The 22,964-nt window shown below is 46.4% G+C and carries 22 protein-coding genes and 1 other annotated feature; of the genes, 17 read left to right on the top strand and 5 right to left on the bottom strand.

Features of this window, described 5'->3' with window-relative positions:
* The first annotated feature begins 159 nt into the window (after positions 1–159).
* From spoIIGA to ileS, 11 genes are all read left to right on the top strand, one after another.
* Positions 160–1,083 carry a sigma-E processing peptidase SpoIIGA gene (gene spoIIGA / locus AC58VC_RS10535; protein WP_497368715.1) on the top strand — a complete coding sequence of 308 codons (924 nt, stop codon included), beginning with the start codon at positions 160–162 and terminating at the stop codon, positions 1,081–1,083.
* A 179-nt stretch (positions 1,084–1,262) separates the two neighbouring features.
* Positions 1,263–1,985, top strand: coding sequence for an RNA polymerase sporulation sigma factor SigE (sigE, locus tag AC58VC_RS10530; RefSeq protein WP_090816111.1), 723 nt, complete (start codon positions 1,263–1,265; stop codon positions 1,983–1,985).
* Positions 1,986–2,199: 214 nt separating this feature from the next.
* Positions 2,200–2,982 carry an RNA polymerase sporulation sigma factor SigG gene (sigG, locus tag AC58VC_RS10525; RefSeq protein ID WP_497368714.1) on the top strand — a complete coding sequence of 261 codons (783 nt, stop codon included), beginning with the start codon at positions 2,200–2,202 and terminating at the stop codon, positions 2,980–2,982.
* A 136-nt stretch (positions 2,983–3,118) separates the two neighbouring features.
* Positions 3,119–3,418 carry a YlmC/YmxH family sporulation protein gene (locus AC58VC_RS10520; protein WP_497368713.1) on the top strand — a complete coding sequence of 100 codons (300 nt, stop codon included), beginning with the start codon at positions 3,119–3,121 and terminating at the stop codon, positions 3,416–3,418.
* A gap of 114 nt (positions 3,419–3,532) precedes the next feature.
* Complete coding sequence (pgeF, locus tag AC58VC_RS10515) at positions 3,533–4,378, top strand: peptidoglycan editing factor PgeF (protein WP_497368712.1); 846 nt, start codon at positions 3,533–3,535, stop codon at positions 4,376–4,378.
* Between the two features lie 44 nt (positions 4,379–4,422).
* Positions 4,423–5,109, top strand: a complete 687-nt coding sequence (locus AC58VC_RS10510) for a YggS family pyridoxal phosphate-dependent enzyme (RefSeq protein ID WP_497368711.1) — start codon at positions 4,423–4,425, stop codon at positions 5,107–5,109.
* 41 nt (positions 5,110–5,150) lie between these two features.
* Positions 5,151–5,573 (top strand): cell division protein SepF, encoded by a 423-nt coding sequence (locus tag AC58VC_RS10505; RefSeq protein ID WP_315951381.1) that lies wholly within the window; start codon positions 5,151–5,153, stop codon positions 5,571–5,573.
* Between the two features lie 32 nt (positions 5,574–5,605).
* Complete coding sequence (locus AC58VC_RS10500) at positions 5,606–5,878, top strand: YggT family protein (RefSeq protein ID WP_328803408.1); 273 nt, start codon at positions 5,606–5,608, stop codon at positions 5,876–5,878.
* Between the two features lie 2 nt (positions 5,879–5,880).
* Positions 5,881–6,663: a YlmH family RNA-binding protein gene (locus AC58VC_RS10495; RefSeq protein ID WP_497368710.1), complete on the top strand. Its 783-nt coding sequence runs from the start codon at positions 5,881–5,883 to the stop codon at positions 6,661–6,663.
* 106 nt (positions 6,664–6,769) lie between these two features.
* Positions 6,770–7,249 carry a DivIVA domain-containing protein gene (locus AC58VC_RS10490; RefSeq protein WP_145656906.1) on the top strand — a complete coding sequence of 160 codons (480 nt, stop codon included), beginning with the start codon at positions 6,770–6,772 and terminating at the stop codon, positions 7,247–7,249.
* A 74-nt stretch (positions 7,250–7,323) separates the two neighbouring features.
* Positions 7,324–7,569, top strand: a binding site (T-box leader).
* Positions 7,570–7,636: 67 nt separating this feature from the next.
* Entirely contained in the window at positions 7,637–10,405 is a 2,769-nt protein-coding gene (ileS, locus tag AC58VC_RS10485; protein ID WP_497368709.1) for an isoleucine--tRNA ligase, read from the top strand.
* A gap of 61 nt (positions 10,406–10,466) precedes the next feature.
* Here the strand turns inward: ileS and AC58VC_RS10480 are convergent, their stop codons facing one another.
* The gene (locus AC58VC_RS10480; RefSeq protein WP_497368708.1) at positions 10,467–11,207 is read right to left on the bottom strand and encodes a TraR/DksA C4-type zinc finger protein; all 741 of its coding nucleotides are present in this window, start codon (positions 11,205–11,207) and stop codon (positions 10,467–10,469) included.
* 171 nt (positions 11,208–11,378) lie between these two features.
* Between AC58VC_RS10480 and lspA the strand changes: the two genes are divergently transcribed.
* From lspA to AC58VC_RS10465, 3 genes are read left to right on the top strand one after another with little or no spacing between them, the layout of a single operon-like run.
* Positions 11,379–11,906, top strand: coding sequence for a signal peptidase II (lspA, locus tag AC58VC_RS10475; RefSeq protein ID WP_497368707.1), 528 nt, complete (start codon positions 11,379–11,381; stop codon positions 11,904–11,906).
* Positions 11,907–11,925: 19 nt separating this feature from the next.
* Positions 11,926–12,831, top strand: a complete 906-nt coding sequence (locus AC58VC_RS10470) for an RluA family pseudouridine synthase (protein WP_497369014.1) — start codon at positions 11,926–11,928, stop codon at positions 12,829–12,831.
* A 31-nt stretch (positions 12,832–12,862) separates the two neighbouring features.
* Complete coding sequence (locus tag AC58VC_RS10465) at positions 12,863–14,017, top strand: aminotransferase A (RefSeq protein WP_497368706.1); 1,155 nt, start codon at positions 12,863–12,865, stop codon at positions 14,015–14,017.
* 52 nt (positions 14,018–14,069) lie between these two features.
* Here AC58VC_RS10465 and AC58VC_RS10460 read toward each other — a convergent pair whose 3' ends face one another.
* The 4 genes from AC58VC_RS10460 to AC58VC_RS10445 all read right to left on the bottom strand — a co-directional run bounded on the left by AC58VC_RS10460 (position 14,070) and on the right by AC58VC_RS10445 (position 19,638).
* Positions 14,070–15,191: an N-acetyldiaminopimelate deacetylase gene (locus AC58VC_RS10460; RefSeq protein ID WP_497368705.1), complete on the bottom strand. Its 1,122-nt coding sequence runs from the start codon at positions 15,189–15,191 to the stop codon at positions 14,070–14,072.
* A gap of 20 nt (positions 15,192–15,211) precedes the next feature.
* Positions 15,212–15,922, bottom strand: a complete 711-nt coding sequence (gene dapD, locus AC58VC_RS10455) for a 2,3,4,5-tetrahydropyridine-2,6-dicarboxylate N-acetyltransferase (RefSeq protein ID WP_497368704.1) — start codon at positions 15,920–15,922, stop codon at positions 15,212–15,214.
* A 108-nt stretch (positions 15,923–16,030) separates the two neighbouring features.
* Positions 16,031–17,917, bottom strand: coding sequence for an ABC transporter ATP-binding protein (locus AC58VC_RS10450; RefSeq protein ID WP_497368703.1), 1,887 nt, complete (start codon positions 17,915–17,917; stop codon positions 16,031–16,033).
* Positions 17,914–19,638 carry an ABC transporter ATP-binding protein gene (locus AC58VC_RS10445; protein WP_497368702.1) on the bottom strand — a complete coding sequence of 575 codons (1,725 nt, stop codon included), beginning with the start codon at positions 19,636–19,638 and terminating at the stop codon, positions 17,914–17,916. The genes AC58VC_RS10450 and AC58VC_RS10445 overlap by 4 nt, the downstream gene beginning before the upstream one ends.
* Before the next feature lie 407 nt (positions 19,639–20,045).
* Between AC58VC_RS10445 and pyrR the strand changes: the two genes are divergently transcribed.
* The 3 genes from pyrR to pyrC are packed head-to-tail and all read left to right on the top strand — an operon-like array spanning position 20,046 to position 22,806.
* Positions 20,046–20,600, top strand: a complete 555-nt coding sequence (gene pyrR, locus AC58VC_RS10440; RefSeq protein ID WP_161406028.1) for a bifunctional pyr operon transcriptional regulator/uracil phosphoribosyltransferase PyrR — start codon at positions 20,046–20,048, stop codon at positions 20,598–20,600.
* Positions 20,601–20,602: 2 nt separating this feature from the next.
* A complete protein-coding gene (locus tag AC58VC_RS10435) occupies positions 20,603–21,502 on the top strand; it encodes an aspartate carbamoyltransferase catalytic subunit (RefSeq protein ID WP_497369013.1) in 900 nt (299 codons plus the stop codon).
* Positions 21,503–21,522: 20 nt separating this feature from the next.
* Positions 21,523–22,806, top strand: coding sequence for a dihydroorotase (gene pyrC, locus AC58VC_RS10430; RefSeq protein ID WP_497368701.1), 1,284 nt, complete (start codon positions 21,523–21,525; stop codon positions 22,804–22,806).
* Positions 22,807–22,964 lie beyond the last annotated feature (158 nt).

Below are 22,964 nucleotides of genomic sequence, written 5' to 3'. Positions count from 1 at the left end.
TCTAGCTAGCAAAAGGCCGCGTCAACTGACAAAAAAAGTAGTAGCCTACTAGCAAGTTTAGACAGACTTTGAACTAGGATTGCCCTATACTGATTTAGAACCTTAAAGTTTCGTCAGGAAAATGGTTGAAAAAGCATCTATCATGGAGGTGAGGACATTGTGATCGTCTACGCGGATCTCATTTTCCTGCTGAACTTTCTGATGGATGCGGCCATGCTGATCGTAACGGCCAAAACGCGGAAAATATCGTTCAAGTGGTGGAGAATCGTAGGTTCGTCGTTCTTAGGAGCCTCCTATGTCGTCATTATGTTCTTGCCGGTGCCCTTGTTTCTTTTTACATTTTCTGTGAAATGTATGTTTTGTATAGGGATGATTATGACTGCTTTTGGGTTCGGTTCTTTACAAAATTTATTGAGAAACCTCGGAACGTTCCTCTTAGTAAATTTTGCTGTCGCTGGCGGGATGTTTGGTATCCATTACGTCCTTGCATCTTCCTCTGATGTGATGAAAGGTATTGTATTTACCCAATCCGGTGTGGCAATGTTCCAAATACAAATTGGCAGCGTGCTCTTTGTTCTATTGTTACTTATTCCATTGCTATGGTGGTTCAGAACTGTGCTGCAAAGTTCGAAACAACGTGAGGTGCTGACAGCCTATGTGGCGGAGGTTAGGATTCATGTAGGAGACTACACGGCCTCCTGTAAAGGATTAATTGATACTGGAAATCAATTGTATGATCCACTAACGCGTACCCCTGTGATGGTGATGGAAGTGTCGGAATGGGGCGATGTACTGCCTGTAGAATGGCTGCAGCGGATTCGGTCGGCTGATGTTGACCAAATCATAAGCGGTTTGGGTGTAGAAGAGTTTATTTGGCAGGACCGCTTGCGTCTAGTGCCTTATAGAGGCGTTAATCGGAACACCCAATTCATGCTGGCCATTAAGCCGGATAAGGTGGTGATTACCCATAATAGTACGCAAATTGAAGCATCTAAGGTGCTTATCGGACTCGACGGAGGCAAGCTTTGCAGTGACGGCTCCTATCAAGCGATTATTCATCCGGCATTAATTTCTGCTGGTTAGCGCTTTCATTGCGATTACGAAGTCTGTTCTGCATACGCAAAACTCAGAGAATGCTTACGAAGCAAGTTTTCCTTAGGAAAACTCAGTAAATGCTTACGAAGCAAGTTTTCCATAGGAAAACTCAGCCCATGCTTACGAAGTTAGTTTTGCTTACGCAAAACTCTTAGGAGGAAACTAACATGCTCTTGAAGTGGAAAATGCTTTTTCAACTAGCGTACTATCGAATATTGATGCTCCTTGGTCTTAAGGGAGAAGAGATCTATTACATAGGTGGAAGCGAGGCTTTACCGCCGCCGCTAACGAGAGAAGAAGAAGAATACTTATTGGAAAAATTACCGTCCGGGGATGCCGCTATTCGAGCGATGTTGATTGAACGCAACCTGCGGTTGGTTGTTTATATAGCCAGGAAATTTGAAAATACAGGTATCAACATCGAGGATTTGGTTTCCATTGGCGCTATTGGCTTAATAAAAGCCGTTAATACGTTTGATCCAGAGAAGAAGATTAAACTTGCTACATACGCTTCAAGATGTATTGAGAACGAAATTCTCATGTACCTGCGGCGTAATAGTAAAATACGAACAGAAGTATCTTTTGATGAGCCACTGAATATCGATTGGGATGGCAATGAGCTGCTATTGTCTGATGTGCTTGGAACAGAAAATGATACCATTTACCGCAACATTGAAGAACAAGTTGACCGCAAGCTGCTGCACAAAGCGCTGGATAAATTAAGCGAGCGTGAGCGAATTATCATGGAGCTGCGCTTTGGTTTACAGGACGGCGAGGAAAAAACGCAAAAAGACGTTGCAGATTTACTTGGTATTTCGCAGTCATATATCTCCAGGCTGGAAAAACGGATTATTAAAAGGCTGCGTAAGGAGTTTAATAAGATGGTGTAAGGAAAAGAGAGCAATGGGATGAGGTCGCGATCCCACCTCTCTTTTTTTTGTGAAAAATATTTTTTGGCTGGCGATGTCGAAATTATTCAGGCGTCACAGGGGGGAGCGAGTCGGAGGCCTTTTGTCAAGTAGCGGAACAGAGGGTTGAGCAGGAATAAATCACTCACTCAGGGGGATAATTAACATTAATGTTTCTCCTTGGGAGGTAATCACGGTGACCCGAAATAAAGTTGAGATATGTGGTGTTGATACCGCCAAACTGCCTGTTCTGACCAATGCTGAAATGCGCGAGCTGTTCTCTGATTTGCAGACCAAGCAGGAGCGAACGGCAAGAGAGAAATTGGTGAATGGGAACCTCAGATTGGTTCTAAGTGTGATCCAGAGGTTCAACAATCGCGGAGAGTATGTGGACGATCTCTTCCAAGTTGGCTGTATCGGTCTGATGAAAGCCATTGATAACTTTGATTTAAGCCAAAATGTCAAATTCTCAACCTATGCTGTACCGATGATTATAGGTGAGATACGCCGCTACTTACGTGACAACAACCCGATTCGCGTTTCTCGTTCCTTAAGAGATATTGCTTACAAAGCGCTGCAAGTCAGAGACAGCCTGACGAATGCGAACTCGCGCGAGCCTACGATTTATGAGATCTCCGAGGCGCTGAATGTCCCTAAAGAGGATGTCGTATTTGCACTCGATGCTATTCAGGATCCGGTTTCGTTATTCGAACCGATTTATCATGATGGCGGAGATCCGATTTATGTCATGGATCAAATTAGTGACGAAAGAAATAAGGACATGTCCTGGATTGAGGGGATTGCGCTTCGTGAAGCGATGCGCAAGCTGAATGCGAGAGAGAAAATGATTCTCTCCATGCGCTTTTTTGAAGGAAAGACTCAGATGGAGGTTGCCGATGAGATTGGCATTTCCCAAGCACAGGTTTCGCGACTTGAGAAATCAGCCATCTGCCAGATGCAGAAACATGTGAAATCGTAATTTCTATACATAAAGACCGGAGCAGCTGTGACAAGCTGTGACGGTCTTTTTTTGATATTCAGGACATTTTGCCCACACCGCACATATACTAGTACAAAATCAGTTAAAATCCTATGGATTCGTGGTGAAAAGCCTCATGAAAATATCTGATTTCCAGACAAAGGATGTAATCAATATCGTGGACGGTAAGAAGCTCGGTCAAATCAGTGATCTGGAGCTGGATCTGCTGCAGGGACGGATCGAATCGATTGTCGTGCCGAACCAAAGCCGATTCTTCGGATTGTTTGGTACAGGAACAGACGTCATCATACCATGGAAACATATTGTGAAAATCGGCGCAGACGTTGTGCTCGTGAAGCTCGAAGATGCCAGGCCGTATCGTCAAACCGATGAAAATGAAGGTGTCTATGAGTTCAACAGACAGTTCCGTAACTAACATATGACACACGAATGCAGGCTGATTTCCCCCAAACAGCCAAGAGACAATCGTGTGTCTTTTTGTTTTGTGCTAAAGTAGAGAGATAGATGAATGCAAGGGAGTGGGAATATCGTGGAACCATTTGTGAAACAAGTCAAAGAGGGGCAGCCTGCACTCTTTACAATAGAAAGCTGGATGGACCCCTATGAAGAACTAACGGCAGGTTTTACGTCACGACACGGCGGAGTGAGTGAAGCGCCCTATTCAACGCTGAACTGTGGTCTGCATGTGCTGGATAAACCTGAGCACGTGATTAGGAACCGTGAGCTGCTTGCTAGTGCCGTTGGTCAGCCGTTCGATGCTTTTACCTATGCTGAGCAGGTACACGGCAACGAGGTGACCGTTGTATCCCTTCCGGAGAAAGGGATAGGAAGAACGTCGAGAGAGTCAGCCATTCAAGCGAAGGACGGCTTCATTACGAAGGAGAAGGGGATCGTGCTCTGTGCACAGTTTGCAGACTGTGTACCGCTGTTTTTCTACGATCCAGTTCAGCATGTCGTGGGTCTTTCTCATGCCGGTTGGAAAGGGACCGTGCTAAACATTTCCATGGCTACAATATCCTTGATGACACATACTTTTGGTAGTCAGCCTAAGGACATAAGGGCAGCCATCGGACCGTCCATTGGTGTTTGCTGCTATGAGGTGGACGATACAGTAGCAACACGTGTGTATGCTGTGCTAGAAGAGATGAATACTTCGCCAGATGAACAGCTTAGAGTGATCAGTGGCAAAGAAAACGGTAAGTACATGCTGAATTTGCAAGAACTGAACCGAAAATTGTTGGTACAAGCAGGAATTATGTCGTCCTATATCGAAGTAACTCAGTTATGTACGAGTTGCCGTTCAGATGAGTTCTTTTCCCATCGAAAAGAGGGCGGTTCAACAGGTAGAATGGTTGCTTGGATTGGTCTTCGGTAAGGAGAAACAAGCAGGCAACGTTTGGAATTGAGGTGTTTACATATATGAGTTTACTAGCGCGCAAAGAGGAAGTTGAAGCTCGTGTTGCCGCAGCTTGCCAGCGGTCAGGACGAAATAAGGATGAGATCAAGATTATTGCTGTGACCAAATATGTTTCCTTGGAGACGACCCGAAGTGTACTGGATGCCGGACTGCTGCATATCGGCGAGAACCGCTGGCAGGATGTGAAGCCCAAGTGGGAAGCACTGCATGACCGGGGAACTTGGCATTTCATAGGTCATTTGCAAACGAACAAGGTGAAGGATGTCATTGGCAAATTCGGTTACATTCATTCACTCGACCGGATGTCGTTAGCCAAAGAATTGGACAAGCAGGCTGCGGCGCTTGGTATGAAAGTTAACTGTCTGCTGCAAGTTAACATTTCTGGAGAAGAATCTAAGTATGGTATGAATCCCGAGCATTTCTTCGAATTTGCTGAAGAAGTCAGCAAACTGCAGCATATACATATCTCCGGTTTAATGACGATGGCGCCCTATGAGATGGAAGCCGATGCAACAAGACCTGTGTTCCGCGGTTTAAGAGAGCTGAGAGACCAATTAAATGAGCGAAACATCTTCTCCTACGACATCAAGGAATTATCTATGGGAATGTCCGGGGATTTTGAAGTGGCGATTGAAGAAGGAGCTACTTGGGTGCGACTAGGTACTGTTCTGGTTGGAAAAGAAGCATAAAGGTTATAAAGGATTGAAGAAGCGGATGGGAGGGAATTATAATGGGAGTTTATAACCGTTTTATGAATTTTCTTGGACTACAAGAAGAGGAAGAAGTTGTGGAGCGTGAGCGAATCGTGGAAACAACGGAAGAACCTGAAACCAATCCTTATGAATTGCGTAATAAAAATAAGGCGAATGTCGTCAGCATTCACTCACAGAAGAACGCGCGTGTCGTACTGAGTGAGCCTAGAACGTATGAAGAAACGCAAGATATCGCGGATCATCTTCGTTCTCGAAGAGCGGTGGTCGTCAATCTTCAGCGAGTTCGCGGTGATTTAGCCATTCGCATTGTAGATTTTTTAAGCGGAACAGTATATGCTTTGAATGGGTCTATATCCAAACTGGGACCGAATATCTTCCTTTGCACACCTGATACAGTTGATATTCATGGCCACATCTCAGAGATGATGAGTGAGGAATAGGCGCATATCCTAACACAGAGGTGGATGCGTACGTGGATTACGTTCACTATTATCTTAGTATTTTGATGGAAATTTATTATTTCATGATTATCGGTTACTTAGTACTATCCTGGTTCCCTAATGCACGAGGTAGTTTTATTGGAGGTCTGCTGGGGAAATTAGTTGAACCGTACTTAAGTCCATTCCGAAAAATAATTCCAAGCATCGGGTTCATTGACTTGTCGCCAATCGTTGCCCTTATCGCATTGCGATTTGTGGTTATGGGGATTATTGCTGTTTTAGATTTCATTGTAGGGATGTTTTAAATTTGCCTAAAGAACTCTATGGTCATTTTCATTCAGACGAACATTACTTTGTAGATAAAGCCTGGGATTGGGTGGAGCGGGCGGCAGAGAACCACGCCGTGAAGCTGACTGATTTTCTGGATCCCAGACAAGCATTCATCCTAACCTCACTGGTGAATCGGCATCCAGATGTGCACTGCCGGTTCGATGGCGGCTATCCAGATGCGGAACGCAGAAGGGCTATAATAGCCCCTGATTACCGCACTTTGGATGAGGAAGATATGGAGATGGCTGTCCTCTCCGTTTCATCCGGGGACGGTAAATTTCTGACATTAGAACATGGGGATTACATGGGCGCCATTCTTGGACTCGGCATGAAGCGGGACAAGGTTGGCGATATTCATGTTATAGAGGGTGGCTGCCACTGCTTAGTAACCCGTGATGCAGCGGACTATTTGCACTTGAACTTGTCACAAGTTCACAGAGTGCATGTTCAGACAGAGCTGTTGCCACTTGATAAACTGGAGTTAGCCTCTGTGAATTTAGACGAGCTAACGTTATCCGTTGCCTCCATGCGGATGGACGGAATTGTAAGCGATGTATTCAGGCTTAGCCGTGCCAAAGTACTGATACCTATTCAAGCTGGGCGCTGCCGCGTCAATTGGAAGCCAGAAGAAGATCCGAGTAAGCCGCTGAAAGAAGGCGACATGGTTTCTATGCAAGGGTTCGGCAGATTCAAGGTGCTTGAAGTCGAAGGCGTAACGAAAAAAGGTAGGATTCGTGTGAAGATCGGCAAGTTTGCGTGAACGTGGATAAATTATCCACGAACCATGCAGGAATTGCTAATTTTCTGTCGAACTGATTCAGTATAGATGTGCGTATTGCTGTGCAAAACGCAAAGGAGGGGCACTGATGCCATTAACACCGTTAGATATACATAATAAGGAATTTTCCCGTTCTTTTCGCGGATACGATGAAGATCAAGTCAATGAATTCCTCGATCAAGTCATTAAAGATTACGAGGCATTGATTCGTGAGAATAAAGACTTAGCTAATCAAACGGTGGCCCTGCAAGAGCGTCTGGATCATTTCACGAACATCGAAGACTCGCTAAGCAAAACGATCATTGTTGCCCAAGAAGCAGCGGATGAAGTTAGAAGCAACGCCAAGAAAGAAGCACAGCTGATCTTGAAAGAAGCTGAGAAGAACGCAGACCGGATTATTAACGAATCCTTGACGCGTTCACGCAAGGTTGCTCTAGAGATTGAAGAGTTGAAGAAACAAGCGTCGATTTACCGCACGCGTTTCCGGACACTGCTGGAAGCTCAGCTAGAGCTTTTAAACAATGAAGGCTGGCAGAGCATGCAGTTTGATCAAAAGGAAGAAGCCTAGGAAGACAGCTGCTAGGTGGGCTGTCATATTGACTATGTCTAGCTAATTCGTTATACTCCTGTTAAAAGTATCTCAGCAAAGCTATGACTGGAACGAGTAGGACGTTAAAGCAGTGTCAGCGAATTAGGGTATTGGTGTGAGCCTAATCTCTGCAGCGTACCGAATATCCCCCAGGAGCGTCTCTTGAATGAAGTAGAGAGAACCGGGTCATGCCGTTACACATGATCGAGTGAATGAGCGAGGAATTGTGCGCGGTTAGCGCATATTTCGGCAGCTTATTAACGAGGGTGGTACCGCGAGCAGAGTTTCTCGTCCCTTTAGGGATGAGGGGCTTTTTTTGTTTTTTTGGATGATAAAATGTGTGAAGGTAAGAATGGAGTGGTTGAAATGGATTATGGCAAAACATTAAATTTATTACAAACCGATTTTCCGATGAGAGGGAATTTACCTCAAGCGGAGCCTAAAATTCAAGAACATTGGGATGCCGAAGACATCTATGCCAAAGTGCAGGAGAGTCGCAAAGGCAGGAAGAAATTTATTTTGCATGATGGGCCTCCATACGCGAATGGAGATATTCATATTGGGCATGCGCTTAACAAAGTATTGAAAGATGTGATTGTTCGTTTCAAAACGCTGCAAGGGTACGACGCTCCTTATGTGCCAGGCTGGGATACACACGGCTTGCCGATCGAGCAGGTGATCACGAACAGCGGAAAAGTCGATCGCAAGAAAATGACGGTTCCTGAATTCCGTGAATATTGCAAAGAGTACGCGCTGCAATCTGTTGAGAAACAGAAGAGCCAATTTCAACGTCTTGGCATTCGAGGCGACTGGAAAAATCCTTATATTACGTTGCAGCCGGAATACGAAGCGGGACAAATCCGTGTATTCGGTAAAATGGTACAAAAGGGTTACGTCTATAAAGGTTTGAAACCTGTCTACTGGTCTCCATCTTCCGAGAGTGCGCTAGCTGAAGCAGAAATCGAGTACAAAGAGAAAACGTCCTCATCCATCTATGTGGCGTTCCCGGTTAAAGACGGAAAAGGCAAGCTTCCACAAGACGCAGCAATCGTCATCTGGACGACGACAGCCTGGACCCTTCCAGCTAACTTGGGAATCTCTCTGCATCCGGAATTTGATTATGCCGTGGTGCAAGCTAATGGGAAGAAGTATGTGCTCGCGAAAGGTTTGCTGGCTGCAGCGGCCAAAGAAATCGGCTGGAGCGACTACGAAGTATTGTCTACGGTGAAAGGTAAAGAGCTGGAGTACGCTACTTGCCATCACCCTTTCTATGACCGTGAATCACTTGTTATGGTTGGCGAGCATGTAACGCTTGAAGCCGGTACAGGTTGTGTACATACGGCTCCAGGTCACGGGGAAGATGACTTTGCAATTGGTCAGCGCTATAACATCGGCGTCCTTTGTCCTGTGGATGATCAAGGTCATTTTACAGCAGAAGCACCTGGATTCGAAGGTATGTTCTATGAAAAAGGCGGCAAGCTGATCATTGAGAAGCTGCAAGAGTCAGGCTTATTGCTAAAAGCAGGGGAGATTCAGCATCAATATGCGCATGACTGGCGCACGAAGAAGCCTGTTATTTATCGCGCTACGGAGCAATGGTTCGCTTCGATCGATAAGTTCAGACAAGAGATGTTGGATGAAATCAAGAAAGTGAAATGGACGCCTGAGTGGGGAGAAGTCCGCCTGCACAATATGATCTCTGATCGTGGAGACTGGTGTATTTCAAGACAACGCTCATGGGGTGTGCCAATCCCAATTTTCTATTGCCGCAGCTGTAATGAACCACTCGTGAATGAGCAAACCATTGAGCATGTTGCACAGCTATTTGAGCAAGAAGGATCGAATGCTTGGTTTATCAAAGATGAGAAGGACCTGCTTCCTGCGGGAACTTGCTGCTCGAAGTGCGGTCATGGCGAATTCCGTAAAGAAACAGACATCATGGATGTTTGGTTTGATTCCGGCTCCAGCCATGTGGCAGTACTTGAAGCTCGTCCTGAGCTTCAGTGGCCAGCAGATCTGTATCTGGAAGGTTCCGACCAATACCGCGGTTGGTTTAACTCCTCCTTGATTACAGGCGTTGCCACTAAGGAGCAATCTCCTTACAAAGGTATACTAAGTCACGGCTTCACACTGGACGGAGAAGGGCGTAAGATGTCCAAGTCCATTGGGAACACGATCGATCCTAATGTGGTTTGCGGCAAGCTAGGCGCTGATATCCTGCGTCTATGGGTGTCTTCCGTGGATTACCAATCAGACCACCGGATTTCAGACAACATTTTGAATCAAACGACGGAAGTCTATCGCAAAATCCGTAACACGATGCGTTTCTTACTTGGGAACTTGAGCCATTTCAATCCGCAGACAGATCGTGTACCTGTTGAAAGCTTGTCAGAGCTTGACCGCTATGCATTGATCCGTTTGAACCGTATGGTCGAAAAGGTTATTAAAGCTTATGATTCCTATGAATTCAACACTGTTTATCAAACGATTCATCATTTCTGTGCGGTTGAGATGAGCTCTTTCTACTTGGATATCATCAAGGATCGCTTATATGCTAATGCACCGCAAGATTCAGCTCGGAGAGCATCACAGACGGTATTGTATGCTTCATTAGTCGCTGTGACTAAGCTAATTTCGCCGATTTTGGCTCACACGGCAGACGAAGTATGGAAGTACATTCCTGGCGTAGATTTAAGCAGTGTTCAGCTGGCTGAGCTGCCGGAAGTGGATTCGAGCTTGTACAATGAGGAATTGGAAAATAAATGGAACAGCTTCCTCGATGTTCGCGATGAAGTGCTCAAAGCACTGGAAGATGCGCGTAAAGAGAAAGTCATCGGTAACTCCTTAGGAGCTGCAGTACACCTATATCCAAATGAAGCAACTTATAGCTTGCTTACCCAGCTTGAACAGTTGGATCAACTGTTCATCGTATCTGCTGTAACTGTGCATCAGCCAGGTACAAGTGCGCCTGAGGGGGCACATCAGACGAAGGATTTAGCCATTGCCATTGCTGTTGCAGACGGCGAGAAGTGCGAACGCTGCTGGATAGTGACTCCAGAGGTTGGGCAAAGTAAAGAACATCCAACACTCTGCGTCAGATGTAATGATGTGGTTACTGCTCATTACCACGAGTAAGTAAGGAGCAGGAGCAAACGAGCTTACGCTGTAATAGCGAAGCTCGTTTGTCCTGTTTATTTTAGAGAGGCTCATCATCCAGGGAACGGTTGTCCGGCTCAAGAAAAGGGTCGCCTTCCTCGCTGTGTATATAATCCCGATAAGCTTTACTACGCACAATGGTGACATGTTCACCGTATAAGTCCGTGGCTACGAAGCTTTCGAATGATTCAACATAGCCGACATTCTCATCAGCTTCAATGTACATTTCGTCGTAACTCTCAACGTTAGGGTCTTCTGCGAATGCTGGAGTATTGGATGTACCCCAGCTTTCAACGATTTGCCAAGCGTCCTCACCATCGAATTCGGTTTCGTCATCACGTTCATCAAAACTTGTCCGGCCAAAAGGCGGATAAAGAACTTGCTCCTCAACGGGTCTTCGGAAAGACTGTTCAGGATCAGGTACATGCTCTTTACAGTAGAGTGTGGTTGGAATAGCTTGCAAGCGCTCAAAAGAAATCGGGTTATGGCAAAAGATACATTGACCGTAATCTCCTTTTTCCATATGAGCTAAGGCTTCATCAACCTGCCTCAAATGAAATTCAGCATGCTCATTGAGCGAGATATCTTTTTCACGTTCGAAAATCTCGGAGGCCACATCAGCTGGATGATTATCGTACATGGATAGTTCACCCGTGCTGTCTTTGAAAGAGTTTGATAGGCCAAAATGATCGTTCGTGGCAAAATGTTGTTCAAGACCAAGCTTTTCCTCCAATAATTGCAGATATAATTGTTTGGATTGTTCCTCGGTTAAATGGCTCATAGGTCGTACAGCTCCCTTCTTACAGCTGATCCTTACCGTTATAATGCCGAGCAGCCGCGTTTTTTAGTGAGGTAATTCCTTGAAAATAAGGAACCTTTCTTGCTTACGGATGTATGTGAATGTTTATGAAGTGGGTTTTTGCAGAGGCAAAGCTCTTAGGAGGAAAAGATTATGAAGTATTTGAAGTATTATTTCTATGCTTTAATCGTGTTTATTTTGGATCAAGTGTCCAAATGGTTTATCGTAAAAAGGATTCCGCTTGGTGAGGAAAGGTCTGTACTAGGTGAGTTTTTCATGATCACTTCGCATCGAAACCGAGGAGCGGCATTCGGTATTTTACAAAACCAAAGATGGTTTTTCATTATCATTACGACTTTTGTGTTGATTGGTATTATATGGTACATGCGCCGGACAAGCCGTGACGGCAAAACCTTATTGACATGCGCTCTTAGCTTGCTGCTAGGCGGAGCTATCGGAAACTTTGTAGATCGCGCGTTATTCGGCGAAGTCGTGGATTTCCTCCAGGTTACTTTTGATTTCAGCTTTTTCGGTAAGGACATTTATTACATTTATCCGATTTTCAATATCGCTGATTCCGCCATCGTGATCGGGGTTATCCTCATTTTCTTAGATTCAATTCTAGCATGGAGAAAAGAGAAAAAAGGAGCAACTCATGAACACAAATCAGACCTCGTCTGAAATAGCATCGCAAGATGTTATGGAATGGACAGTTGACAAACCGTATGCGGATGAACGGATCGATAAATTCATTACGGAAGCTTTGGAAGAAGATGTGTCCAGAACCTTGGTGCAGCAATGGGTTAAAGACGGGCATGTTAAAGTAAATGAGAAAACGATCAAGCCAAACTATAAGCTTTCGGAACATGATGTCATTATGCTGCAAATTCCTGAGCCGCAAGGCGTCGAGCTTATTGCTGAAGACATTCCGCTTAATGTCGTATACGAAGATGCGGATGTCATCGTGATCAACAAGCAGCGCGGCCTCGTGGTACATCCAGCGCCAGGGCACTATTCAGGCACGTTAGTTAATGCCTTGATGCATCATTGCAAGGATCTTTCCGGTATCAACGGAGAGCTGCGTCCTGGCATTGTGCATCGCATCGATAAGGACACATCGGGTTTAATTATGTCAGCTAAGAATGACAAGGCCCACGCCAGTCTTGCAGAGCAATTGAAGGCTCATACCGTTAATCGCAAATATATCGCGTTAGTCCATGGGAACCTTCAGCATGATCAAGGGACGATTGATGCGCCGATTGGACGCGATTCACATGACCGTAAGATGTACACGGTGACGGAGAAAAACAGCAAGCATGCGGTGACACACTTTGTCGTAATGGAACGTTTCGGCGACTTCACATTAGTCGAGCTCAAGCTTGAAACGGGGCGAACGCACCAAATTCGCGTGCACATGAAGTTTATTGGACATCCTTTAGTCGGAGATCCGATGTACGGCAAGAGCAAAGGGATGTTGATGGATGGACAAGCGCTCCATGCCGCGGTGCTAGGCTTTGAGCATCCACGTACAGGGGAATGGCTGCAATTCGAAGCCCCGATTCCAACTGACATGGATCAACTGTTGCAAACCATACGAACATCCTAGGGTTCATCTGATGGGGAGAGGAGCGAATCACATGGAGCATTTAATTAATCCACAAGTAAAAGATATTCAAATTTCGGGTATACGTAAAATCTCCAATCTAGTCAGCACCATTCCAGGTGCACTAACACTAACGATCGGACAACCGGATTTCCCGACACCGCGGCATATTATTGAAGCGGGAAAGAAGGCGCTGGACGAAAATAAAACCGTCTATACGCAAAATCCAGGTTTACTGGAGCTTAGAGAAGCCGTATCTCACTTTGTGAAAGTGAAATACGGTCAAACGTACCGTGCAGCAGACGAAATTATTGTGACTGCAGGGGCGAGCCAAGCTGTGGATATCACACTGCGAACCATTCTTACTCCGGGCGCGGAAGTCATTCTGCCAGCTCCGATTTATCCAGGGTACGAGCCTCTGATACGACTTGCTGGCGGCGTTCCTGTCTATGTGGACACAAGGGAGAATGGCTTGAAATTAACAGCCGAACTGTTAGCGCCATATCTAACCGACCAAACGCGCTGCGTGATCTTGTGCTACCCGTCGAATCCGACGGGACAAGTGCTGTCCAAGCAAGAATTAATTGACCTGGCGGAGCTGCTCGAAGACCGTGAATTGTTCATTTTATCGGATGAAATATACAGTGAGCTTGTCTATGGGGAATCGCATCAATCCATTGCAACGATCGGCAAGCTGCGGGATAAAACGATTGTGATTAATGGATTGTCTAAATCACATGCCATGACAGGATGGCGGATTGGCTTCACCTTGGCGCCAGCTAACATAACGGAGCATATGGTCAAGGTACACCAATACAATGTCACCTGCGCCAGCTCAGTAAGCCAGTACGCAGCGTTGGAAGCATTGACTGCTGGGATCGACGACGCACTCCCTATGCGGCAAGAATATGAAGCACGCCGAGACTATGTCTACGACCGTTTGCTGGCAATGGGCTTTGAGCTTGAGAAGCCAGAAGGGGCGTTCTATTTGTTCCCCTCCATTGCCAAATTCGGATTATCGTCGCAGGAATTCACAATGAGGCTGCTTCAAGATGAGCATGTCGCGGTTGTGCCTGGAGATGCGTTTACCTCCTATGGAGAAGGCTTTATCCGTATTTCCTATGCTTATTCGCAGGAAGTATTGGAAGAGTCGCTGAATCGTGTGGAACGCTTTATCAGCAAATTGTAATACACCAAAAAAACCTCCAAAGCCAAGGGCTTGGAGGTTTTTTTGTATAAACTCACTGAGTTTTAAAGTTGAAGTAAGCGGTTATGGTATTAATAGCGACTTCAATCGCGCGCTCATCCGGGTCAAGCTTGCCATTGTGCAAACCGTGAGGAGTGTCTACCCCTAACCAGAACATGAAACCGGGAATTTGCTCCAAAAAGTAGCCAAAGTCTTCTCCGGTCATTGCTTCTGTACATTCCACAAGCTGAACTTGATCCGTTGTTCGCAGCCACGTCATGAACTCCCCAGTCAAAGCAGGATCATTAAATACTTGACGGTAGTTTGAGCCGTAATCGATCGTTACTTTGCATTCAAAAGAGCTTTCGATGCCAGCTGCGATGCCTTCGATCCGTTTTTTGATCTTGTCCATAGAATCAGCGGAAAGCGTGCGAATCGTGCCTTCCAAGCGTCCCTTTTCGGCGATGATGTTCTGCTTTGTACCAGCTTCCATTTTGCCGATGGTAACCACAGCTGAATCGAGTGGATTCACATTACGGGAAACGATGGTTTGAAGTTGCCCAACCATTTGTGTCGCCGCGATAATCATATCATTCGCTTGATGCGGGTAAGCAGCGTGTCCGCCTTTGCCCAGGAGGTCGATGAACAACTCAGAGGTGTTGGCGAACAGAATCTCAGGCCGCGTAGCAATGGTGCCAACCGGGTACTCTGGTGCGATGTGGAGGGCAACCATTTGATCCGGCATCCAATCCTGCAGTTCTTCCGAAGCAAGCATTGGCATTGCGCCCCCAGGACCTTCCTCCGCCGGTTGGAACAAGACAACAAGATCATCTCTCATAGGCTGTTCCACAAAATGCGTGATAACGCCCATCCCGATAGACATATGAAAATCATGTCCGCAGGCGTGCATGTATCCCGGATGCTGCGAAGGAAACGGAAGAGCTGTCTCTTCCGTGATCGGCAGCCCGTCCATGTCCGCGCGATAGCCGAAGCGTTTGGTCGGATTTGTTCCTTTAATATAAACCAAAATGCCTGTCCGCCAAGTCCGGATGCTCATCCGATCCTGAGGCAGCTTAGCTAGTTGGTCTAAGAGCAGTTGCTGCGTCTTGAACTCTTGAAAGCCCGGCTCCGGGATTTGGTGAAGTTGACGACGTAGTGCGATGAAAGGGCTAGACATAGCTATTCCTCCAGATGGTCTTACAGGGTACGTAGATCTTGTAAGATTTCTGTTTTGGATTTTGTTTTATCGTCAACTTTCTTGATAACACGAGCAGGAGCTCCTGCAACAACTGTGTACTCTTCTACATCTTGTGTAACGATAGCGCCAGCGGCTACTACGGAACCTTTTCCAATGCGAACGCCTTCCAAGATAACTGCATTCGCACCTACAAGTACGTCATCTTCGATTACACATGGTTGTGCGGAAGGAGGCTCAATTACGCCTGCAACTACTGCACCTGCACCGATGTGACACATTTTACCGACTTGCGCTCTGCCGCCAAGAACAGCGTTCATGTCGATCATTGTGCCGTCACCTACGGATGCACCAATGTTAATAAGCGCCCCCATCATGATAACAGCATTGTCTCCGATATGTACTTTATCGCGAATAACCGCACCTGGCTCGATACGAGCGTTGATTCCTTTCAGGTCCAGCATAGGAATTGCGGAGTTGCGGCGGTCTGATTCAACCACATAATCAACGATTTGCTCTTTATTAGCTTCAAGCACAGGGGAGATTTCGCTCCACTCGCCAAACACGACGCCGCTTCCGCCGGAAATGAAGGATTGGCTGCCTTCGCCGAACTCAATGCCTTCCAGGTTTCCTTTTACATATACTTTAACTGGCGTTTTTTTCTTGCTTTCTTTAATAAACTGGATGATTTCTAACGTATTCATTTCACTCATGGTGACATCTCCTTAAAATTAAATTGACTCTCCTATATTATCAGATAGGCGGCGACGTGAAAAGGACCGCGTATCGAGTCGAATCAACTCGAATGCGCGGCCCCCTAATTATGAGATGGCTTTTGAGGCAAATTGGCTGTTATACAGGTCGGCATAGAAGCCATTTTGCGCTAAAAGCTGTTCGTGTGTTCCCTGTTCAATAACGGTTCCGTGATTCATCACAAGAATGAGATCAGCGTCACGAATGGTAGATAATCGATGGGCAATGACGAAGCTCGTGCGGTTCTCCATCAGATTGTTCATTGCTCTTTGAATGGAGACTTCGGTCCGAGTATCTACTGAGCTGGTCGCTTCATCCAGAATCAAAATAGCAGGATCCGCTAATATTGCTCGAGCAATGGTAAGCAGCTGCTTTTGACCATGGGAGAGATTGGAAGCTTCTTCATTTAAAATGGTGTTGTAACCGTCCGGCAGCGTTCGAATGAAGTGATCCGCATACGCCGCGCGAGCCGCATTCACGATTTCTTCCTCGGAGGCTCCGTTTCGGCCGTACGCGATATTCTCACGAATCGTGCCGTTGAACAGCCACGTGTCTTGAAGGACCATGCCGAACAATCCCCGAAGGTGGCTGCGAGACATTTTACGGGAATCAACGCCGTCAATGGATATCGTTCCGCCTTTTAATTCATAGAAGCGCATGAGCAGGTTTACAATGGTTGTTTTTCCTGCACCGGTCGGGCCAACAATGGCCACGGTTTGACCTGGCTCCACTTCAATATTCATATGATCAATGAGCGGCTCATCCGTTTTATAGGAAAAAGCGACCTCGTTGAATTTCACATGCCCGCGCACATGCGAAACGGACTTACTGGCTGTCTCCTCTAATACTTCTTCAGGCTCATCCAATAGCTCGAAGATACGTTCAGCGGCAGCGATGGTGGACTGAATAACGTTTGCGATATTAGCAACTTGCGTGATGGGCATTCCAAATTGACCAGAGTACTGGATGAAGGCCAAAATATCCCCAATTTTGATCGCACCATGCGTTACCATGATACCGCCAATGACGCTGACAAGCACATATCCGATATTTCCGATAAATGACATGAGGGGGAAAATCATCCCGGAAATAAATTGCGCCTTCCAGCCTGAATGATACAACCGGTCATTGATGTCATTGAATTTCTCGATTGATTGATGTTCACGCCCGAAAGCTTTGACAATGGTATGCCCCGTATACATTTCCTCGACATGGCCATTGAGCTCGCCAAGTGTTTTTTGCTGCCCTTTAAAATATTTCTGTGAGCGGGAAGCAATCATTTTCGTTCCCATAATACTTAGAGGCAACGTGATTATAGTTACCAAAGTCAACAGCGGGCTAATCGTAAGCATCATAATAATAATCCCGAGCAGAGTAACAAGGGAGGTGATTAGCTGTGTTAAGCTCTGCTGCATGGTGGAAGAGATCGTATCCACGTCATTCGTTGCGCGACTCATCGTATCTCCATGACTGCGAGAATCAAAGAAGGAAAGAGGAACCCGAGCCAGCTTGTCGCTAATATCTTTGCGGAGATTAAACACAATTTTCTGTGTGACACCAACCATGATCCTTTGCTGGATAAAAGTTAAAACAGCGCTGAAAACATAAAGCACAGCTAGTATTAAAACAATTTGCAGCAGCGCATCAAAATCGATGTGTGCGCCAGCCACACCTTTCAGCTTAGCCATGGAGCCTTCATATAGCTTCGTCGTTGCATTCCCCATGAGTTTGGGGCTAACGATGCTGAAAACTGTACTAAGCACGGCAGCTATAAACACAGAAACGATGGATATCCGGAAAGGTTTCATGTAGCCGGTAAGCCGGCGCAAGGTGCCTTTGAAATCCTTTGCTTTTTGAACGGGCATACCCATTGCACCCATGCCGCCTCGGCCAAAATGAGCCGGATTAACACCCTGGGAGGAAGGGCGCTGTTGATTTTTCGGTTGATCACTCATGCTATTTCCTCCTCTGACAGCTGGGAAGCTACAATTTCTTGATAAACGCCGCAGGTGCTCATCAGCTCGGTATGTGTACCGATCCCGGCAATGCGTCCGTCTTCCAGCACGATAATGCGATTGGCATCCATAATGGTGCTGACACGCTGAGCTACGATGATTTTGGTAGCTTGCGAGGTTTCAGCTTTAAGTGCAGCTCTAAGCCTTGCGTCGGTTTTGAAATCAAGTGCAGAGAAGCTATCATCGAAGACGTAGATTTCCGGTTTGCGAGCGAGGGCTCGGGCGATAGCCAACCGCTGCTTTTGACCGCCAGATAAATTCGTGCCTCCTTGGGCGAGGACAGATTGATAGCCGTCTTTCAGTTCAGCAATGAAATCTGCGGCTTGCGCCGTCTGTGCAGCCTGCTCGATCTCTTCCTCTGTCGCCGCCTCGCGTCCAAAGCGGATGTTATCCGCAACAGTACCGGAGAAGAGAGCTGCCTTTTGAGGGACGTATCCAATTAGTTGTCTAAGGCTATCTAACTTCAATGTAGGCAAAGGATGACCGTCAATTGTAATGCTTCCTTCATTAACATCATAAAAGCGCAGCAGCAAATTGATCAGTGTTGTTTTACCAGAACCCGTACCACCAATAATGGCTGTTACCTCACCCGGCTCTGCCCGGAATGAAATATCACGGATCGCAGGTTGCTCGGCACCCGGATAACTGAAGGTTACATGCTTAAATTCGATCGCTGCTTGATCAGAGGGAAGGGTCATTGCCTCTTTGGTATTTTGTATCGTAGAGGTCAATGTCAGAACTTCATTAATACGCCCTGAAGATGCGGATGCTCTTGGAATCATCATGAAAATCATCGTCATCATGAACATCGAAAACATAATTTGCATCGCATATTGAATGAAAGCCATCAAATCGCCAATTTGCATCTGATTGCTATCAATGCGTATTCCACCATACCAAAGGATGACAACAATCCCCAAATTAAAGACCAACATCATGATCGGCATCATAGTTGCCATGATAGTGTTCACTTTGATGGCCGTTTGTGTATAATCTAGATTTGCTTTTTCAAACTTCATCTGTTCATGTCCAGACCGGTTAAAAGCGCGAATGACTCGGATACCCGTCAAATTCTCGCGAAGCACGAGATTAATGGCATCGATTTTGACTTGCAACACTTTAAATAGAGGAAGCCCTTTAAACATGATGCCTACAATAGCTAATGCGAGAATCGGTATAACAGAGATAAGGACAATTGCCAGATGGGCATCCTTGTAGGTCGCCATGATTACACCGCCAACGAGCATTGTCGGTGCGCCAATGAACATCCGCATCATGACAACGACTTGCTGTACTTGAGCGATATCATTTGTGGTTCGTGTAATGAGGGATGAGGTACCAACCTTGTCAAATTCATTAAGAGAAAAGCTTTCAACATGGCTAAAAAGCTTGCTGCGCAAATCTCTGCCGAATCCAGTGGCTGTCCGCGCCAGCAAGTAGCTGGCGATCATAACGCAAACCATCGCACCCATAGCTACCAAAAGCATGTAGGCGCCAAAGCGTAGAATATAGGCAACATCTCCATGCAAGACCCCGACATCCACAATGTCCGAGAGCAGAGTAGGGAGATACAATTGGGCTAGTGATTGAAGAAGCATTAGGGCAATGATGGCTGCTACTGCAAATTTGTACGGTTTCAAAAGTCTAAACAGTTTGAACAAATGTTTTCCTCCTTAAAGAATCGTGAGTAAGTGTCATGGTATGAATTTGATATGTAAATTATAACACATGATAAAATATCTGTTCAAAAAAACAATCACGTTAATATTGACTTATCGTGTCGAAAGTGGCATAATTCTTTTAATTACATATGTACCTTTAAAAACAGTCCAGAGAGGCTGGCAAGGTAGTCGATAAGAAAAGACGGGATAAGCTGAATCGAGCATTCAGTTTATGAACAAGCTTGAGGATGTGCGCATCCTTATGCCCCGGTCTGTATCTTTATGCACGCTAACTCCTTGCCAATTAATGGGCAAGGAGTTTTTTGGTGTGTTTTAACCTGGCCAAAACTCAGCTAGTGCTTACGATGTAAGTTTTGCTAAAGCAAAACTCTCAGGAGGCGAATCAAATGAACGAAGCAGCCGAACACACGATTATAGACGAAATGGGAATTCGACGTGCCCTTACGCGGATTGCGCATGAGATACTTGAAAAGAATAAAGGGGTAGAAAATTGTACCCTAATTGGGATTCGGACAAGAGGCATTTATTTAGCGAAGCGAGTCGCTGAGAGAATCTTAGAAATCGAAGGCGTACCGGTTCCTGTTGGCGAGATTGATATCACCTCTTATCGAGACGACCGGGTCAAAGTGAAATCAGTTGAGAACGTCCAAGAAGGCGGCCGCATCCAAATTCAAGACCGGAAAATCATTCTGTTCGATGATGTCCTGTTTACAGGACGCACCGTGCGAGCAGCAATGGACGCCTTAATCGACTTGGGCAGACCGCAAATGATTCAGTTGGCCGTGCTTGTGGACAGAGGGCATCGCGAACTGCCGATTCGCCCGGATTACGTAGGAAAGAACGTGCCTACCTCCAAAAGTGAAAGCATTGAAGTGCTGCTAACGGAAATCGACGATAAAGACGGCGTCATTATACTTCAACAGAGGGGGAAACAGGAGTGAGCATGGTGAGTACACAAACGAAACATTTTCTAGGATTAAAAGGGGTTAGCGCTGATGAGATCACGAGCATCCTTGATCGCGCGGCCTACTTTGAGCAGAGTCCTGTGAAAGTGACTAATCAATTTAACGGCAAATTCGTCTCTAACTTATTTTTTGAAAATAGCACAAGAACCCGTTTTTCCTTCGAGCTGGCGCAAAAGCGTCTAGGCGCGGATGTGCTAAACTTCTCGGCAGCGGAGTCCAGCGTACAAAAAGGCGAGTCCATCTACGACACAGTTCGCACATTGGAATCCATGGGCATCGACGCAGGCGTTATCCGCTTGAAGCCGAACGGCGTGCTCCAGGAGCTCGCGGAGAAAATCAAAATCCCGCTCATTAACGCGGGTGATGGCAACAACGAGCATCCGACGCAAGCGCTGCTTGACTTCTACACGATGCGCAAACAGTTTGGCGCCATCAAAGGCTTGACCGTCTCCATCGTCGGAGACATTCTGCACAGCCGCGTGGCGCGCTCGAATCTGTGGGGGCTGCTCGCACTAGGCGCGAAAGTACAATTCTGCGCGCCGGCCAGTATGCAGGCTCCAGAACTCGCAGAGTTCGCGCCGTATGTGTCCTTCGACGAAGCGCTGAAGGCAGACGTCGTCATGATGCTGCGTGTGCAGCTAGAACGCCACGACACAGGTCTTCTTCGTTCCGCGGAGGATTACCGCGAGCAGTATGGACTGACAGTAGAGCGCGCAAGCCGCATGGCTCCTCACGCGATCATCATGCATCCGGCTCCGGTTAACCGCAACGTGGAACTGGACGATGAACTTGTTGAACATGAAAAATCAAAAATTTTCACACAAATTGCTCACGGTGTGCCGATCCGTATGGCCGTCATCGAACGAGCTTTATCATAAAACAGGGGGATTTCACCACAATGGGCATTTGGATTCTAAACGGATTTACAGTTGACGCAAATAATGTACAAGCGAAGAAACACATTTTAGTTGAAAATGATAAAATTGCTCAGGTTTTGGACGCAGCTGACGGTTCAGCTCCGCAAACAGAAGGGCATGAAGTGATCGACGCAGCAGGCAAATTGGTAACACCTGGCTTTATCGATATGCATGTTCACTTGAGAGAACCTGGGTTTGAACATAAAGAAAATATTGCGACTGGAACGCGCTCCGCAGCAAGAGGCGGCTTCACAACGATTGCTTGTATGCCGAATACGAGACCCGTCATCGATACCGTTGAGACGGTGAACTACATATTGGATAAAGCAGCTACAGAAGGCGTAATTCGTGTCCTGCCTTACGGCACGATCACGAAAAACGAGCTAGGCCGCGAGTTGACTGACTTTGCCGCGTTGAAAGAAGCGGGCGTCATCGGCTACACGGATGACGGCGTAGGCGTACAAAGCGCGCAAATGATGAAGGATGCAATGGCACTGGCCGCATCCATCGGAATGCCCATCATCGCTCACTGCGAAGATGATACGCTTGTAGTCGGAGCGCCAGTCAGCGAAGGTTCTTTCGCGAAGAAGCATGGCCTAAAAGGTATCCCGAACGAATCCGAAGCGATTCACGTTGGGCGCGATGTGCTGCTGGCTGAAGCAACGGGTGTTCACTACCACGTGTGCCACGTTTCTACAGAGCAATCGGTTCGCTTGATTCGTCACGCGAAGCAGTTCGGCATTAAAGTGACCGCAGAGGTATGCCCGCATCACCTCGTGCTGTCGGATGAAGATATTCCAGGTCTAGACGCTAACTGGAAGATGAACCCGCCGCTGCGCACACCGCGCGATGTGCAAGCTGTCATCGAAGGTCTCGAAGATGGCACGATCGACATTATCGTTACGGATCATGCCCCGCACTCGGAAGAAGAGAAAGAGAAGGGCATGATGCTTGCGCCTTTCGGTATTCTTGGTTTCGAGACAGCCTTCAACCTGCTGTATACGAAATTTGTCCTGACTGGCAAATGGACGCTAGGTTTCCTAGTAGATCGAATGACGAAGAAACCTGCTGATGTATTCGGACTTCCATACGGAACATTGCATGTAGGCAGCGTCGCGGACATTACCATTGTAGATTTAGAAACAGAACGCGAGGTTCTCAAAGAAGAGATTGTTTCGCGCAGCAAAAACACACCGTTTATCGGATGGAAACTGAAGGGTTGGCCAGTTGTTACCATCGCTTCAGGAAAAATTGTTTATTCATAAAAACGACACGATCGATCTATACGGCAACCGAAAAATCGTGTATATTTATACAAACTAATCATTTTTTATGCAAGTCTACGTAGGAATGATGGTAACAAATTAGCATGACATCTGCGGTTCGTTAGAATCGTTGACAATAGTGAAGGAGCTGAACATAC

This window comes from Paenibacillus sp. J22R67, from assembly GCF_059692175.1.
The sequence above is the reverse complement of the archived record's forward strand: the minus strand, read 5'-3'. Positions and strand labels throughout refer to the sequence as shown.

Excerpts from the sequence above, each read along its gene's own strand:
- AC58VC_RS10435 (WP_497369013.1), top strand. The coding sequence starts at position 20,603 with ATGGTGAGTACACAAACGAAACATTTTCTAGGATTAAAAGGGGTTAGC.
- pyrR (WP_161406028.1), top strand. The coding sequence starts at position 20,046 with ATGAACGAAGCAGCCGAACACACGATTATAGACGAAATGGGAATTCGA.
- lspA (WP_497368707.1), top strand. The coding sequence starts at position 11,379 with ATGAAGTATTTGAAGTATTATTTCTATGCTTTAATCGTGTTTATTTTG.
- AC58VC_RS10480 (WP_497368708.1), bottom strand. The coding sequence starts at position 11,207 with ATGAGCCATTTAACCGAGGAACAATCCAAACAATTATATCTGCAATTA.
- AC58VC_RS10490 (WP_145656906.1), top strand. The coding sequence starts at position 6,770 with ATGCCATTAACACCGTTAGATATACATAATAAGGAATTTTCCCGTTCT.
- ileS (WP_497368709.1), top strand. The coding sequence starts at position 7,637 with ATGGATTATGGCAAAACATTAAATTTATTACAAACCGATTTTCCGATG.
- AC58VC_RS10450 (WP_497368703.1), bottom strand. The coding sequence starts at position 17,917 with ATGAGTGATCAACCGAAAAATCAACAGCGCCCTTCCTCCCAGGGTGTT.
- AC58VC_RS10505 (WP_315951381.1), top strand. The coding sequence starts at position 5,151 with ATGGGAGTTTATAACCGTTTTATGAATTTTCTTGGACTACAAGAAGAG.
- AC58VC_RS10510 (WP_497368711.1), top strand. The coding sequence starts at position 4,423 with ATGAGTTTACTAGCGCGCAAAGAGGAAGTTGAAGCTCGTGTTGCCGCA.
- sigE (WP_090816111.1), top strand. The coding sequence starts at position 1,263 with ATGCTCTTGAAGTGGAAAATGCTTTTTCAACTAGCGTACTATCGAATA.
- AC58VC_RS10460 (WP_497368705.1), bottom strand. The coding sequence starts at position 15,191 with ATGTCTAGCCCTTTCATCGCACTACGTCGTCAACTTCACCAAATCCCG.
- AC58VC_RS10465 (WP_497368706.1), top strand. The coding sequence starts at position 12,863 with ATGGAGCATTTAATTAATCCACAAGTAAAAGATATTCAAATTTCGGGT.
- AC58VC_RS10470 (WP_497369014.1), top strand. The coding sequence starts at position 11,926 with ATGGAATGGACAGTTGACAAACCGTATGCGGATGAACGGATCGATAAA.
- dapD (WP_497368704.1), bottom strand. The coding sequence starts at position 15,922 with ATGAGTGAAATGAATACGTTAGAAATCATCCAGTTTATTAAAGAAAGC.
- pyrC (WP_497368701.1), top strand. The coding sequence starts at position 21,523 with ATGGGCATTTGGATTCTAAACGGATTTACAGTTGACGCAAATAATGTA.
- AC58VC_RS10520 (WP_497368713.1), top strand. The coding sequence starts at position 3,119 with ATGAAAATATCTGATTTCCAGACAAAGGATGTAATCAATATCGTGGAC.